The 15,839-nt window shown below is 42.3% G+C and carries 16 protein-coding genes; 6 read left to right on the forward strand and 10 right to left on the reverse strand.

All coding sequences use genetic code 11. From position 1 onward, the window contains the following. Window positions 1-21: 21 nt before the first annotated feature. The 3 genes from NYE65_RS09960 to NYE65_RS09970 all read right to left on the reverse strand — a co-directional run bounded on the left by NYE65_RS09960 (window position 22) and on the right by NYE65_RS09970 (window position 3,634). Window positions 22-546, reverse strand: coding sequence for a membrane protein (locus NYE65_RS09960; RefSeq protein WP_034310431.1), 525 nt, complete (start codon window positions 544-546; stop codon window positions 22-24). A gap of 263 nt (window positions 547-809) precedes the next feature. Beyond that, on the reverse strand, window positions 810-1,910 hold the full coding sequence (locus NYE65_RS09965) for a CaiB/BaiF CoA transferase family protein (protein ID WP_340860845.1): 1,101 nt from the start codon (window positions 1,908-1,910) through the stop codon (window positions 810-812). Window positions 1,911-2,152: 242 nt separating this feature from the next. Continuing rightward, window positions 2,153-3,634 (reverse strand): amino acid permease, encoded by a 1,482-nt coding sequence (locus tag NYE65_RS09970; RefSeq protein ID WP_230134420.1) that lies wholly within the window; start codon window positions 3,632-3,634, stop codon window positions 2,153-2,155. Window positions 3,635-4,076: 442 nt separating this feature from the next. Here NYE65_RS09970 and NYE65_RS09975 point away from each other — a divergent pair, with 442 nt between their 5' ends. Together NYE65_RS09975 and NYE65_RS09980 are read left to right on the forward strand one after the other, a co-directional pair. Further along, window positions 4,077-5,702, forward strand: a complete 1,626-nt coding sequence (locus NYE65_RS09975; protein WP_328177361.1) for a M4 family metallopeptidase — start codon at window positions 4,077-4,079, stop codon at window positions 5,700-5,702. Between the two features lie 283 nt (window positions 5,703-5,985). Next, on the forward strand, window positions 5,986-6,387 hold the full coding sequence (locus tag NYE65_RS09980) for an SET domain-containing protein (RefSeq protein WP_034310428.1): 402 nt from the start codon (window positions 5,986-5,988) through the stop codon (window positions 6,385-6,387). Between the two features lie 148 nt (window positions 6,388-6,535). Here the strand turns inward: NYE65_RS09980 and NYE65_RS09985 are convergent, their stop codons facing one another. Both NYE65_RS09985 and nagZ read right to left on the reverse strand, forming a co-directional pair. Continuing rightward, on the reverse strand, window positions 6,536-6,724 hold the full coding sequence (locus tag NYE65_RS09985; RefSeq protein WP_034310424.1) for a hypothetical protein: 189 nt from the start codon (window positions 6,722-6,724) through the stop codon (window positions 6,536-6,538). Window positions 6,725-6,814: 90 nt separating this feature from the next. Then, complete coding sequence (gene nagZ, locus NYE65_RS09990; RefSeq protein WP_340860850.1) at window positions 6,815-8,050, reverse strand: beta-N-acetylhexosaminidase; 1,236 nt, start codon at window positions 8,048-8,050, stop codon at window positions 6,815-6,817. Between the two features lie 164 nt (window positions 8,051-8,214). Between nagZ and NYE65_RS09995 the strand changes: the two genes are divergently transcribed. Then, window positions 8,215-8,568: a hypothetical protein gene (locus NYE65_RS09995; RefSeq protein WP_052137361.1), complete on the forward strand. Its 354-nt coding sequence runs from the start codon at window positions 8,215-8,217 to the stop codon at window positions 8,566-8,568. 65 nt (window positions 8,569-8,633) lie between these two features. Here NYE65_RS09995 and NYE65_RS10000 read toward each other — a convergent pair whose 3' ends face one another. After that, on the reverse strand, window positions 8,634-9,416 hold the full coding sequence (locus NYE65_RS10000) for a TrmB family transcriptional regulator (RefSeq protein WP_034310422.1): 783 nt from the start codon (window positions 9,414-9,416) through the stop codon (window positions 8,634-8,636). Between the two features lie 214 nt (window positions 9,417-9,630). Here NYE65_RS10000 and NYE65_RS10005 point away from each other — a divergent pair, with 214 nt between their 5' ends. Both NYE65_RS10005 and NYE65_RS10010 read left to right on the forward strand, forming a co-directional pair. After that, window positions 9,631-10,401: a sulfite exporter TauE/SafE family protein gene (locus NYE65_RS10005; RefSeq protein WP_328109600.1), complete on the forward strand. Its 771-nt coding sequence runs from the start codon at window positions 9,631-9,633 to the stop codon at window positions 10,399-10,401. A 107-nt stretch (window positions 10,402-10,508) separates the two neighbouring features. After that, window positions 10,509-11,447, forward strand: a complete 939-nt coding sequence (locus NYE65_RS10010; protein WP_328177359.1) for an oxidoreductase — start codon at window positions 10,509-10,511, stop codon at window positions 11,445-11,447. Between the two features lie 77 nt (window positions 11,448-11,524). On the opposite strand, the gene NYE65_RS10015 is transcribed toward NYE65_RS10010, so the two are convergent. Next, window positions 11,525-11,965 (reverse strand): peptidylprolyl isomerase, encoded by a 441-nt coding sequence (locus NYE65_RS10015; protein ID WP_340860854.1) that lies wholly within the window; start codon window positions 11,963-11,965, stop codon window positions 11,525-11,527. Between the two features lie 162 nt (window positions 11,966-12,127). Here NYE65_RS10015 and NYE65_RS10020 point away from each other — a divergent pair, with 162 nt between their 5' ends. After that, window positions 12,128-13,120 carry an NADPH:quinone oxidoreductase family protein gene (locus tag NYE65_RS10020; RefSeq protein WP_057277991.1) on the forward strand — a complete coding sequence of 331 codons (993 nt, stop codon included), beginning with the start codon at window positions 12,128-12,130 and terminating at the stop codon, window positions 13,118-13,120. Window positions 13,121-13,157: 37 nt separating this feature from the next. Here NYE65_RS10020 and NYE65_RS10025 read toward each other — a convergent pair whose 3' ends face one another. The 3 genes from NYE65_RS10025 to NYE65_RS10035 form a co-directional block, all read right to left on the reverse strand. Then, window positions 13,158-14,624 (reverse strand): PAS domain-containing sensor histidine kinase, encoded by a 1,467-nt coding sequence (locus NYE65_RS10025; RefSeq protein WP_340860856.1) that lies wholly within the window; start codon window positions 14,622-14,624, stop codon window positions 13,158-13,160. 146 nt (window positions 14,625-14,770) lie between these two features. Further along, window positions 14,771-15,199 carry a cell wall hydrolase gene (locus NYE65_RS10030; protein WP_034310408.1) on the reverse strand — a complete coding sequence of 143 codons (429 nt, stop codon included), beginning with the start codon at window positions 15,197-15,199 and terminating at the stop codon, window positions 14,771-14,773. A 223-nt stretch (window positions 15,200-15,422) separates the two neighbouring features. After that, on the reverse strand, window positions 15,423-15,692 hold the full coding sequence (locus NYE65_RS10035; protein ID WP_034310405.1) for a DUF1292 domain-containing protein: 270 nt from the start codon (window positions 15,690-15,692) through the stop codon (window positions 15,423-15,425). Between the last annotated feature and the right edge of the window lie 147 nt (window positions 15,693-15,839).

Genomic DNA, 15,839 nt, shown 5'->3' on the forward strand with positions numbered 1-15,839 from the left:
GGCCATCTGGACGTTCCCTTTTTACTTGCAGCTATCATCATCCTCCATTTTCTTCACGAATATATCATCCGTCACCCTATCTTCCAGCTTGTTCCTCAAGGCCAATTCAGCAGCCTTCCCATCACTAGGCGATCCGTCCGAGAAATACATCGGAAACAGGGAGAAAAACATAATATAAAAAGAAAAATAGATAAATTGATACCAGATTACCGAGCTGTCCAGGATATTCTGATACACTAAGCTATATATGATCAGCATGCTGATTAAATTAAAGATAGCCCCCCCTAAATAGATCAGGGTATTCGTCAATCGATTATCATGTTTCAAACCCTTGAACTCGCAAGTCCCATTCCAAAAATAATATTTCCTCACCTCTATGTTCCGAAAGGCGAAAAGCTTATTACCACACCCGATCAAGATTTTCTTTTCTGATCCCCCAAAGATCGTAACAAAGAAAATATGCCCGCTCAAATGTATCAGTGTAACGATCGGCATGATCAAAAAAAAGGAAAATAGAAATTTAATGATATCAGAGAGACCAAACATATTTAACTAACCCCCTCCTTACCAGCGATTTTCTTACCAGGATGCTACTCTGATACCCTGCCCACACTGGTTATAACTAGTAAATTTTCACAGTGGTAATATGTTGCTTTCCACAAATGATAAGAGGATAATTGTTCTCCTTCCGCTTTACTTCGACCTTCGAACGATCATATCGACCCTCCCCCTGCTTTTTCCGGCATTCAAAAAAAACAGGCTATCACCTTCCAAAAACCTCGGAAAAGCGATAGCCTTTACATCTTTATTTAGCGATTGGGGGTGCGAAGGATTTCTGCGTTGTTTTGTCCTGGCTCCAAGCCTGCATGTTTATATCCAGGGGTGAAAACCGATGTTTTGATCGGGCAGGCGATTTGCCTCTGGACATTCCCTTTTCCGTCAGGTACCTCGACGATCATTCCCCTCTCCTTCAATTGGGGATGCTCAGCCGCTTCGGTGAAAGTCAGCACTGGTTCTGCGCAGGCCTCGAATTCAGCGAATATCTCCTGCCATTCATGAAAATCTCTTTCAAGGAAAGCCAGCCGGACGGCCGTTTTAAACCTGATTCCGCTTTCTTCATCGCTTTTCATGCTCAGCTCATATAATCCGGGTGCACCAATCGCTTCACATAATGCTTTTCGGAAAGGGGGCTCAAGGCTGCCTACTGAAAAATAGCGTCCATCTTTCGTTTCGTAAAAGTCATAAAAAGACCCTCCGTTCAGCATCAGTTTTTCTGGTTCAAGTTCAAGGCCACCTTGTAAATTCAGATGTGCGGATATGGCATTCAAGGCAAAACTGCAGTCGGTCATGCTGATGTCGATGGCTTGGCCGAATCCTGTTCTTTCCCTGTGTATGACTGCAGATAATATTCCGATGACAGCATGCAATGAGCCTCCGGCAAGATCTGCTATTTGGGTTCCGTTTTTTGCCGGGCCGTCCTTTTTCGTACCAGAATAGCCTGATAAGCCTGCTATCGAAATATAATTGATATCATGTCCCGGTCGGTCTTTATAGGGACCAGTCTGGCCGTAGCCCGTGATGGAACAGTAAATCAGCTTCGGGTTGATCGATTTTAATGCCTCATACCCCAGACCCAGACGTTCCATGACACCTGGACGGAATTGTTCAATGATGATATCGTATTCCGTCACTAGGTTTCTTATGGATTCGATAGACTCGGATTGTTTTAAATCCAGTGTAATCGACTTCTTCGATCTGTTAAGATATTGGTTCACACCCCATGAATCCTTTGTCCCCGGCCTCTCCACCTTCAAAACATCCGCTCCTAAATCCGCTAGCATCAAAGTGGCAAATGGACCTGGCAGTAACGTTGAAAAGTCCAATACTTTTAAATGAGTCAATAAGGTCATCAGCCGTGCACCTTCCCTTTCCCTTGAAAATAGTAAAAGCCTTCCAGTCGTTCCGTACATGCAATTTAGCTGAGTTTACGATTATCATATAACACCCTCCATAACATTTGTATAAATTCCCAATTAATAAAAATAAAAAACCAGGAATCAGCTTCCCGGCTTTTGATAATGAGCCTATAGAAAACAAGTAAAAGCCGGACAATTTAAAACATATTGTCCGGCTGCTTTTACTTTAAGCTTGTTCATTCATATTTTTTGTCAAAGTCAAATTCGACTTCATCAAGTTTAACGAATTTAGTTTTTCTTATAAATTTATAGCCAAGCCATAGACCAAGGAAAAGCGGAATCCCTAAGTATGCAGCTACAACACTGCCCCAATCGATATGGTCTGAGAAAAAGGCTTGGATATTTTGGGACAGGATGACGATCATGCCGATTAAAATGGCAAAAATCGGTCCGATCGGGAACCATAATGCCTTATATGGCAGCTTCTCCAATGAATGGCCTTGAGCGATGAACGCTTTCCGGAAACGGTAATGGCTGATGGAAATGCCGAGCCAAAAGATGAATCCTGTAATTCCGATGGCATTCATTAACCAAATATACACTTTACCATCGCCGAATATGGAGGCTAAAAAGGCCAGCATGCCGATGGAGCATGTCAAAATCATGCCTGCAACCGGTACGCCGCGTTTATTAAGTTTTGCAAAAATACGCGGTGCTTGCCCATCTTTTGCCATTGAATATAGCATACGGGTAGATGCATATAGACTAGAGTTACCTGCAGATAATACCGCTGTTAAAATGACGGCATTCATAAGCGAAGCGGCAAAGGCCACTCCAGCTTTTTCAAAAATGAGCGTGAATGGACTTACCATGACGTTATCACCTTGCAAACTCGAGTTCGTATAAGGGATAAGCAGTCCAATTACGAAGATTGCCAATACGTAAAAGAGCAAGATCCTCCAGAAGACACTTTTAATGGCCTTCGGTATATTCCGTGCAGGATCTTCACTTTCCCCGGCAGCCACACCGACAATTTCGGTACCTTGAAAAGAAAAGCCAGCCGCTATGAAAACGATGAAGACACCCATGAACCCGCCCGGGAAAGGAGCGTCATCGACGGTGAAGTTTTTAAAGCCTACCGCTTCGCCGCCCATAATGCCGACGATCATTAGCAGCCCGACGATAATAAAAATAACGATGGCGGTTACTTTTATGAAGGAAAACCAGTATTCCCCTTCACCATATCCTTTTACGGATAAATAGTTCAATAGGAAAATGAGCACCAAGAATGATGAACTCCATAACAATGATGGACTATTCGGAAACCAGAATTTCATGATCATTGTCGAGGCTGCCAACTCTGCGGCTATCGTCATCGACCAATTGAACCAATACGTCCATCCTAAGGCAAAACCAAATGCCGGATCGACGAATTTCGATCCATAGGTACTGAAAGAGCCGCTTGTCGGCATAAAGGCCGCCAATTCCCCTAAGCTCGTCATCACGAAGTACACCATTGCCCCAACTAAGGCATAAGCAAGTAATGCCCCGCCTGGCCCAGCTGTATGAATGGCTGCACCGCTGCTGAGGAACAGCCCGGTACCAATAGCCCCTCCAATGGAAATCATCGTTAAATGGCGGGATTTCAAACCGCGCTTTAACCCTTGTTCTTCTTGCTTTGGAGGATGCAAGATGTCATTTTCTTGTTTTGGTATCATAATTTTTCATCCCTTTCTATATAAGCGCTTTCATATATGGGGAAATCATTTAATAAATTTTCCTATTTCATAGACTCTCAAATAGACCTAATTTACAATTCGAATTCCTTTTCTGAATATATGCAATTTTCATGCCAAGTTTGCAAAGCGCAATTTTCAACAGATTATCCAAAAAAATGCCTTCAATAGACAAATTTCTTTGCACTATACGCCATGCTTTTTTGCACATTATGCCATGGTTTTTTGCACATTTATTCATTTGGTTTAATTTAAATACATTCCAAATATTACTAAAAGAATATATTCAAAGAATATTTCTATTAAAATCCATTTTTCTCCATTTTATTCCTTTAAATGTCATATTTTTCGCGAGTTTTCTCCATTTGATAATAATTATGAAACGATGTAAAAATGAGGTATTCTCATGAAGGAGTTGAGTGTTATGAAAGGTAAGGTATTTTTAGGAACTGCACTATCAATCGGTCTATTATTTTCTGCTATTCCCCATCAAGAAGCTTTAGCGGCAAAAAATGTGTTGAGTGTTGAAAAGTACAATAAGCATAGGGATTCGCTAGAATACAAGTCTGGGAAGCTTACGGACCCCTCAAAGCAAACGGCAGAAGATATCATTCTTACCTTTTTTGATGAGAACAAAAAGTCTTACAAGCTAGAAAAGCAAAAGGCGAAGGACTCCTTCACGATCGAGAAAGAAAGCAAGGATGAACTGGGCAATACCGTCCTTAAATTGCAACAAACCTATAAAGGCGTACCAGTATGGAATTCCACACAAGCCGTATTGATTGACGCTAAAGGTGTATTGACAGTCGTGTCCGGTACGGTTGAAGCCAATCTAAACACGAAATTAGGGAAAAAGGCTAAAAAAGGCATCAGTGAATCCGAAGCTATCAAAATAGCTGAAGCGGATCTGGGGTTCACACCTGCCTACGAGCAATCACCTGAATCTGACCTGTATGTATACGCAAATGAAGGCAAGGCCGATTATGTATATAAAGTCAATTTGAAATTCTTAAGTCCGGAACCAGGAAATCATAATTATTTCATTTCAGTCAAAACGGGTAAAATCCTGAATAAATATAATACATTGGATGAAGTGACGGGGACCAACTCCGTCGGAACGGGCACTGGCGTCTTAAACAATACGGTGTCGCTGAACACTACCTTATCCAACGGTCAATACTACTTACAAGACAATACACGCGGTAAAGGCATCTACACGTATAACGCCAATAACCGTTCAAGATTGCCTGGTACACTCTTTTCCAACACAACAAATACTTTTACTGCTTCTGCCGATAAAGCTGCGGTGGATGCCCATTATTATGCGGGTAAAACCTATGATTATTACAAATCCACATTTGGCCGGAACTCCTATGATGGTAATGGAACCATCCTGAAATCAACCGTCCATTATGGCTCAAGATACAATAATGCTTTTTGGGATGGCACCCAAATGGTTTACGGTGATGGAGATGGCACGACGTTCATCCCATTGTCCGGCGGGCTCGATGTCGTTGCGCATGAATTGACGCATGCCGTCACTTCCTCGGAATCGAACCTTACCTATCAATATGAATCCGGTGCTCTGAATGAAGCGATATCTGATATTTTTGGCACTGTCGTAGAATTTAAGAATCAAAGTGCCAAAGCCGATTATTTGGTCGGGGAAGATATTTACACACCTAATATTTCCGGTGATGCACTCCGCTCGATGGCTAATCCAACATTGAATGGGGACCCTGACCATTATTCGAACCGTTATACAGGAACGGGTGATAATGGCGGAGTCCACACGAACAGCGGAATCATTAATAAGGCAGCTTATTTAATCTCTGCAGGCGGAACCCACCATGGCGTGAGTGTATCCGGAATCGGCATCGATAAACTAGGAACCATCTTTTATCGGGCAAACACAACATATTTAACTTCGTCGTCTACTTTTTCACAAGCCAGAGCGGCCGTCATACAATCGGCCTCTGATTTATACGGTTCAAGCAGTGCAGAAGTCACGGCTGTCAAAAATGCCTTTACTGCTGTCGGTGTGAATTAACAGATTTACCTATATATCAACCACCTCCCTAGCTTCCCTGCTGGCGGAGGTGTTTTTATCTTATGTATTGGTCTACCTTCCGAGGATCATTTCGGCCATTCATTCCCTTTTTTCGTCCTTCATGTGAAGAATTCCGTCCTACGGTACAGGCGGGGCCTCAATAAAAACAAACTGATTCTTTTACTAAAAATGATTAATTCCGTAAAATAGTTGCTTTTCTTCTTATTAACTGTCAAGCTTAGATGATCTGGACTATATTGAATAGAACAAGTAGGTGACGAACATGATTGAAGTTAAAACTTCCACACTCAGTGATGGCGAGTTCAATAGAGGCGTATTCGCAACACGAGATATTAAAAAAGGTGAGCTTTTGCATGAGGCACCAGTCATTGCATATCCGAACGAGGAGCATGTTTTCATTGAGAAGACATTGCTGGCTGATTATGCGTTTGAATATGGAATTAACCATACTGCCATGCTTTTAGGCTATGGCATGCTATTTAATCATTCTTATACACCCAACGCTACGTATGACATAAACTTCAAGAATCATACGTTTGATTTCTTTGCTTATACCGACATAAAAGCAGGAGAAGAAATCCTGATTAATTATAATGGTGAAGTCGATAATGAGGATCCGCTTTGGTTCAATAAAGAAAATGACGGCGAAGATGAAGCTGAATGATCATTGATTCCTCATGAAAGCACTTGTACTTTTGAATGCCTGTCCATGGTCTTCGAAAGAAACGAGTGCTTTTCCTTTTACCGGCATGATGAATTCACTAAACCATAAAAAAAGCCCCATTAAGAATAACTAATGGGGTCAATTCACCTTAACGTACGGATGGGTTACTTGATTTTGTTTTGGTTATTGATTGGAATTGGCTCTTCACCTTATCAATGGTTTCTGGTGTGGCTAGGGATCTTATTTGACTCATGGTTTTTTCACGGGTTTTCTTATTGCGCATTAAAAATGCGGCTGCTCCTATCAGGACGGTTCCAAGCATTTTGTTTGATGGCATGTTCGTTTCCTCCTTCAAGTTAGTCCTATATAGTATTCCCTCTATCAGCTGATTTAAACAAAAGCACCTTTTTGAGAGAGCGGTATCGCTTTATTCATCCTCGCTCAGGCTTTCGATGAACTTTATGCTTTCGGGATTTTTCACGACTTTTTCAGCTTGATCAGGGTCAGCTTTCGTTTGCTTCATGTTGTTAAGTTTATATGTCAACACTCTTTTCACTGACTCGTTAATTCTATCCATTGGAACTTCCCCTGCTTTTACTGATTGCAGTAAACCGTTATATACCTCAAGCTCATGGGAATATTCATGACAGACAAGTAATAAGTCAGCTCCTGCAAGGATTGCCTGCTTCCCCATCTCATCGTAGGAGAAGTACTTGTTCACGGCTCCCATTTCCAAATCGTCGGTCACGACAAGTCCTTCATATTTGAGTTTCCCCCGAAGCAGGTCTTCTATGATAATTTTAGAAAGGCTTGCTGGTTTTTCTTTATCATAGGCTGGATATTTAATGTGGGTCACCATCACAAAAAACTTTTGGTTATCCATTTCACTTATGATTTGCTTGAAGGGATAGATATCCGAATTTTCCAGATCCAGTTGGTTGGCCTCCACGGATGAAGTTTCGACATGCGGATCGATTTCGCTGCGTCCGTTGCCGGGAAAGTGCTTCAATGCACCCGTTATCGATACATCATTCAAGCCTTGAATGGCTTTCTTTCCGTATTGATAGACCTTTTCCGGATCTTGCCCCAATGAACGTTTATCCGTTTTTGATAGATCAAGTACAGGGGCAAAATTAATGTTAATCCCCATGGAGCCCAGTTCTGTCCCATTCAACCTGGCCACCTTGTACATGTCTTCAATAGAGGCATTTTTCCCAAGATCCTGTTGCGCAGGGAGGGGCGATACCCTTTCCTTCATCCTGATGATGTCCCCGCCTTCTTGATCGATGGCCACCATCAACGGAAGCGAATGTGCACTTTGATTGGCCGTTTGCTGAAGCGAGTTGGATAACTGGGCCACTTGTTTAGGTGATTTCATATTGCGGTCAAAATAGATGACACCTCCTATATGTTTTTGTTCGATGAGCTCCGTAATTTCATCGCTCTTTTCAGTCCCCCTGAAACCGACCATCATAAGCTGTCCGATTTTTTCTTCAAGCGTCATTTTATTCAGCAATTTCTCTATTCTCTCATGATTATCCGCATCGTCGTCCTCCCCTTTTTCCGCTCTGGAATTGACATCCATATTCAACTGAATGAACACGGCTGAAAAAGCGAGGATTGCGATGAAAAGCAGGCCCATAAATATTTTTTTATTCCTCATGCTTTTACCTTCTGTCCTTTCTTGATTGCCCTTTTATATTTGTTGCGCACTTCTTAATCATGTTCATAAAGTGACGATTCTATATCATCATTACCGATTTTTTGCATAAACCATTAGCCGCGTATAATACTACATACATAGCCTAATTCAAAGGAGATGCACCCATGAACGGAATCTTGAAGAACATTGCCGGCACTTTCAGTCATGCAGTCGATTATGCAAAAGAAAAAATAACAGCCATTACAGGAAAAACTTCTGTTACGATAGCGGAATTGAGTGAGCACATCATCAATCAGCCCGAAACAAAACTAATCAGGAAAAACCTTTTAGGGATACCTTTTTCTTTTTATCATTTACAAAAAGAAGACGTTACGTACTATTTGGAATTGAAAAGCTCACAGGTTCTCCAGTTGGACGTTCAAGCGCATAATCATACGATTGTGTCTTACAGGTCTTATCGAGATAAATCCAGCTTGCCCACGGCCATTAAATTTCCTAAAACCCTTTTATCCGAATGACTTTGGTACAAAAATAAAAAAGCTGATATCCCCTGCATATGGGGTTATCAGCTTTTTTTCAAATCTTATAGGGAGAAAAAACGGTCTCTTTCACTTGAAATCCATTTCTCGGCATCTTCTTCATCCTTTTTAACCAAGCGGTTAACGAGGATATCATGCCAAATGTAATTTTCGAGAAAATTGATATGAATGGGATCATCTGTGTAGAACGCCGTTTCTCTCGTTTCGGGCGAAGGGCCGTAAATCGTCTCCTTGCCATCAATGGATAAGATGAACCATTTGTTTTCCCCAATATTTTCCACATAGCTTGTTTGGCGATGTATATCTATACCTGATAATGGGTTTTCAACCTGAAATGCAATCCCCTTCAGCGTGCAATGCGCAGCGGCCCCTATTAGCTCTTGTTCAAGTTTTCCATACATCTCGTCCCATAGGGAAACCACCACCCTTTTCTCGGCTTTTTGAATCAAGGTACGGCAGAAGGATAGGATGTGCCCTTCACCTTTAAGCGTCATTACACGATTGTCGGACATCGGTTCGTTTTTCTCGAATTGCTTTAATGTATGGCTGATGGATTGATAGGTATTGTTCCATTTTGATTGAACCGATTCCAAAAAAACATCGACTGGCAGCGGTGAATATTTTATCGAGTCATTGATTTCCTCTTTTAAGACGATTCCTTCTTCTTGCAGTCCATTTAATATTTCATAGATGCGGGCCCTTGGAATTCCTGACTCCTTGCTTACTTGATAGGCACTGGTTGGGCCTTGGCGAACCAAAGAAACATAAGCCTTTGCTTCATATTGACTAAACCCGAGAGACTGTAGTTTTTGAATGATATCTTGCATAGTACCTCCTAGTGCTTTGGTAAGTTATATGCCTATCATACCAAATCTCTTATCGAAATCTATTCGATTTCAAACAGTATGGCTCAAATATTCTTATTTACAGAATGGTTCTTATTAGTTACTATCTAAATAGTGACTAATATGAACACGTGGATTATGGCTCCAGCAAAACAAGCATTTCAGCCATAATGCCATCGATACGGAGGCTTCTTGGATGGAAGATATACAAATTTCGACACTTTTGCTGCTGATGTTTTTCGGATTTTTGGCAGCATTCATTGATTCCGTGGTCGGCGGCGGCGGCCTGATTTCGATACCCGCTTTATTATTTTCAGGACTTTCCCCGTCAGCAGCGATCGCTACGAATAAGTTAGCAAGTTCCATGGGGTCTTTAACAAGCACCATTGCTTTCATTCGCTCAGGTAAGGTTGATTTCAAATTGGTTTCAAAACTTTTCCCATTGATTTTCATAGGTTCCCTGCTAGGAGCTTGGGTTGTCAATTTCGTCTCGCCTGAATTATTAAAGCCTATGATCTTGGTTCTATTAATAGCTATTGCCATTTATACCTTTTTTAAAAAGGACTGGGGCCAGAAATCGACTTACCATACACTCACATGGCAAAAGGCTGCACTATTTGCGTTCGCTATATTTGCCATTGGTTTTTATGATGGCTTTTTAGGCGCTGGAACGGGATCCTTCATTTTGTTTGCCTTTTTAATGATTGGCTTTGATTTTTTGCACTCTGCAGGAAATGCCAAATTTTTGAACTTTGGAAGTAATTTGGCGGCACTGATCATGTTCATATTCCTTGATACCGTCAACTTTTCCTACGGAATTCCAATGGGGATCTCCATGATAGCAGGAGCGTTGGCCGGTTCTAAATTTGCCATTAAGAAAGGAGTGGCATATGTCAGAGTATTATTTATCATCGTGACCGTCATTTTGATCGTGAAAAATATAATGGATTACTTACTGGGCGGCTAATCTTTTTAAAAAATAGACGACAGCACACTGTTCCCCGCACAGAATGTGACATATAGGGATTATTTGGGTATATGATAGGTAAAGACTGTGTGGAAAGGTGTGATTGGATGATTGAAAAGTGGAATGGCGAAGAAATGGCAGATGTATCGGGGCAAACCATTGTGATTACTGGTGCAAATAGCGGGCTTGGCTTCGAAACGGCTTTTGCATTGGCCGGTAAGGGGGCAGAGATCATCCTTGCGGTCCGGAACGCTTCAAAGGGTGAAAAGGCGGTCGATGGAATCTTATCGGTCCATCCAAAGGCAAATGTACGTGTGATGGAGCTGGATTTAAGTGATTTGAGCAGCATTCGGCAATTTGCCGCTTCCTTTCAGGAAAACTATGAATCTCTCTCCGTCCTCATCAATAACGCAGGTGTGATGATTCCGCCCTACAGTAGGACGAAGGATGGCTTCGAGCTGCAATTCGGCAGCAATCACCTCGGTCATTTTGCTTTGACAGGCCTCCTTCTTCCGTGTATCCTTTCTACGCCAAAATCACGTGTGGTCACATTGAGCAGCTTGGCCGCCATCAATGGATATATAGACTTCGAAAATCTAAATGGTGAAAACGGTTATAAACCAATGAAATACTATGGGCAAAGCAAGCTGGCCAATCTACTCTTCGCCCGCGAATTACAAAATAAATTCAACCAGCATGGCGCAACCCCGATCAGTGTTGCCTGTCATCCGGGCCTTTCCCATACTAATCTCATGTCCCGCGGTTCCGGCAAACCCATAAATAAATTCGTGCACTTTCTTTCCAAAACCATCACCCAGCCGGCAAGTATGGGAGCATTGCCTACCCTTTATGCCGCAACGGAACCTTCATTGACAGGCGGGGAGTATATCGGACCCGATGGAAAGAAGGGCAGAAAAGGCTTTCCCAGAAAAGACAAGGTCATCGATACCTTATATAATGAAGAAACTTCGAAAAGATTATGGGATATTTCAGAAACCTTGACAGAGGTCAAATATCGTTTCACTGAAAGCATGACGCCAAAATGACTTTATATTTCCCTGTCTTCGCTCATGAACAGAGCAAAAAGAAAGAGGGAGCATAATGCCCCCTCTTTTCGCTTCCATCATTCAGCGTCAAAAACTTCGACTTTTTCCATTTTGTCGCCATTTTTCATAGCTTTGGCTGTTTCAAGTCCAGAAGTCACTTTACCGAATACTGTGTGAACACCGTTAAGATGCGGTTGTGGTTCATGCACGATAAAGAATTGGCTTGAGCCTGTGTCTTTTCCAGCATGTGCCATAGATAGGCTTCCTGCCTCATGTTTATGAGGGTTTCCTTCTGTTTCACATTTGATTTTTGTGCCGCTTCCGCCTGCGCCTGTACCTGTTGGATCTCCGCCTTGGCTTACGAAACCAGGGATTACACGGTGAAAGACTACGCCATTATAAAATCCTGTGTTTGCCAAGTTTTCGAAGTTAGCCACTGTGTTAGGTGCTTCGTTCGGGAAAAGATCGAATTCGATTTTTTCTCCGTTTTCCATAAGTATGTATCCTTTTTTAGCCATGTTAAACATCTCCTTTAATATGAACTGAATCAAATCTAATAGTACCATTTTTAGAAGCAGAAAGAAAAGGAAGCGCTACTTATTTCGAATTGTATCATTATACATTCCTCTATTTTTTCTTTTATAATGGGGTAGATTCATTATTATAAGGGGGAACGAACCATGATACAGCAATTTGATGCATTAGTCGTGAATAAGCAAGATGATCAATTCACCGTTAACATTCAGGAGCTATCACTTGATGATCTACCTCAAGGCGAAGTGCTCATCCGTGTTCATTATTCCGGTGTGAACTATAAAGATAGCCTTGCAGCCATTCCAAATGGAAACATTGTCAGCAGCTATCCGATCGTTCCGGGAATTGATATGGCTGGTGTTGTCGTTTCATCTGAGGATTCCCGCTTTAAAGAAGGAGACGAAGTCATTGCGACCTCCTACGGAATTGGCGTTTCCCAATCAGGGGGCTATAGTCAATTTGCCCGTGTTCCTGCAGAGTGGATCGTCCCGCTTCCTGATGGCCTAACAATGAAAGAGGCGATGATCATCGGAACGGCCGGTTTCACTGCAGCACTATCGGTTCTGCGGCTGGAAGAAAATAACCTCACACCTGAGCAAGGGAGCGTTCTTGTCACTGGTGCAACTGGCGGGGTCGGCAGTTTTGCCGTCTCGATCCTTTCCAAACTTGGCTATTCCGTTGAGGCTAGTACAGGAAAGGAATCGGAACATGGATATTTGAAGGCAATCGGTGCGTCGACCATTGTATCGCGTGAGGATGTATATGATGGCAAGCTTCGGGCTCTGGGCAAACAGAAGTGGAGCGGGGCGGTAGATCCCGTCGGCGGTGAACCGTTAGCTTCGGTCCTTAGCCAAATCAAGTATGGCGGAGCTGTGGCGGTCAGCGGATTGACAGCTGGGACAAGCCTTCCTGCCACCGTCTTTCCATTCATCCTAAGAGGTGTTAATCTACTTGGGATCGATTCGGTCAATTGCCCGATGGATACAAGATTGAAAGTTTGGCACCGCCTTGCCACCGACTTTAAACTGGAGGATTTGGAACAGCTCGTTCAACAGGAAATTACACTTAAAGAATTGCCTGACGTCCTTCCTACCCTATTAAAAGGGGAAGCAAGAGGCAGGACGATCGTTAAACTATGAACCAAAAAGTGACGAGAGCATGGCTTCTCGTCACTTTTCATTGTGAACTTTCATAGATAGGGAGACTGATATCCACAATCGTCCCTTCTCCCACTTCGCTAGTGAAATGAATTTCCCCATTATGTTCATGGATGATTTTGGTGCTGACCATGAGCCCAAACCCTGTTCCTTTTTCAGATGTACTATAAAAAGGCTGCCCTATATGCTTCATGCGTTCATTTGAGATTCCGCAGCCTTGATCAATGAACCGGATCATCGCAGAGTCACCTTCATGGTTTAACTGTATATGAAGTTTACCGCCATTCGGCATGGCTTCTATCGCATTATTGGCAACATTCGTGAATACTTGTTTTAACTGATTCGGTTCGCCAAAGACTGATGCCGTATCCGTAGTATATTCCTTGATGATTTCGACATCATTCAATATCGCTTGAAATTCGGCTAACTTAATCATACTGTCCAATATCTCGTTAAGCTGAATGAGTTCACAAACCTTCGCTTCAGGCTCTGCTAAACTTAAAAACTCATTGGCCAGGATTTCGATTTTTTCAACTTCACTGACCGTCATTTCAAGATAGTCCTTTTGCTCAGGGTCTTCCCTTAATAATTGCAAAAACCCTTTGACCGTAGTTAATGGATTTCTTATTTCATGTGCGATGCCTGCAGCCATCTGTCCCACTGCCGATAACATATTGGATTTACAGATCAGCTCTTCGGTCTTTTTACGCTCCGTAATATCCCTACAGAATACCTGAATGGCTGGTTGCCCTCTATAAATAATCGGAAGACCGAGTGTTTCTCCATAAAATTCTTGTCCGTCAAGCCGAATGAACTTTTGTTCCAGTAAACCAACCGCCTGATGATCGTCCCTCATGATTTCGATTCTTTTTTGTACACTTTCCCGGGACTCCAGGTGGACGAACTGAAAAACCGATTTACCGATAATATCTTCCACACTATCCATCCCAAGCATTTTTGCCCCCATGGGATTCATATACTCGATGATTCCATTGCGATGTACAAAAATCGCTTCAGGTGACACCTCCACTAAACTGCGATACCTTTGTTCACTTTCCTTCAAGGCAGCTTCAGCAAGTTTTTGATTCGTAATATCCCGATAAACGAAAACCAATGCGCACGGCTCATTTTCATTATCGCGGATATTAAACAGGGAGATGCTTACATCGATTAACTGGCCATCCTTCCTTAACCTGACCGTTTCAAAGCCTTTCTTTTGTACCCCAGCCTTAATTTGGTCATGCAATTCATTGACTGACTCCTTCAAGAAATCAGGAATAATTGGAAACGGCATGCCAATGAGCTCCTCATTCGTCCATCCGAAAAACTCTTCAAAAGCTGCATTCACCTGAAGGGTCTTTCCTTCCAGATCAACAATGGAAATGGCGTCCGGGTTGTTCTCCATGAAAGACTTGAATTTCTCGGTACTATCCTCCGGCTGTTCTCCCATTTGCCTTTGTCCATAATCAATAAGCCTTTTACTCATCAATTTTTTATTCCTTTCTTATCCGGAAATTTACAGTCTCAATTTTACAGTATCAGTAAATCATTTGCCAGTTTTATCATATGTCTTTTCCAAGTTAAGGATTGATGCACAAAGAGGCCAAACCCCCATAAGGTTCAGCCATTTCCTTAAAATGTATTATAAATATTGGGACATTCTGTACCTGTTGGTTCATAAAAGCAATGGAGCTTGAAACGCCCAACCAGGGGCTGATTATACCAGGTTGCCGGGCAATCTCCCGGTGGCCTGAAGTACCATAGGCTAAATTTCGAAGGCCATAGCCTTTCGCCGCTTACGCTACGGCGTGCAAGCCTCTTTTCCCTGTCTCTTGCCCGCTGATAAAAATACCCCTTCTGTACAGCCTCAAAGGCATGCTCCTGATAAATCATGTCTGGAATCGTCCTCAACCCCTTGAAATCGGAACAATTCGACCTAATTCGATTGACCCCTACATTACCGATCATCAGCATACCTTGATCACCTTCACCCTCGCCTTCCGCCCTAAGCAATCTTGCCAATAAGGCAATATCGGCATCAGTGTGCTTTACAACGGCCATCCCATCACCTCCACTTTTTTTATCCTATGCCTTTGATATGGAAAAATACTCCGTTTATTAACAAAATCTTCATATGTAGTACACGTCCTATCAATAATACAACCCTATACTTAAGTAAGGCTGGATAGCACGCGTGGCTATCATGGTATTTGGCGAAGGCGGGGCCGATACTTTCCTTATACATATAAAAAAGGCGGCACACATTGTGCCGTCTTTTATCTTGTCATTCTTTCGCTTCAAATGCCGCTTCAAACGCCAATGATACCTTTTCGAATTCTTCATCCGATTCGATATCGAGCAGTTCACCTTCGCCTTCGACCCTGAAAAAGAAAATATCGATATCTTCATCCGTATCCTCTTCAATATCTTCAAGCAAGCCTACTGCAACATATTCCGTTCCTTCTACATCCAATGAACCTAAAACCTCAACTTCATGGCCTTCATCACTGTCATCAGTAAGAGTGAAAACTTCACCTTCACGAATTTTTCCCATACTACCTCTCCTCTCCTATCCATTAATAATGGAGTTGTTTCCATAGTATATCGACTATTCCATTTAGAAACAAATTTTTGCCCTGGAAAATGATGAATACATTTCTTTCCAATAAAAGAATCTATCAAGAGATACTATGGAAGAAAA

Origin of the sequence: Peribacillus sp. FSL R5-0717 (genome assembly GCF_038002945.1) — a bacterium.
Taxonomy (GTDB): Bacteria; Bacillota; Bacilli; order Bacillales; family DSM-1321; genus Peribacillus; species Peribacillus frigoritolerans.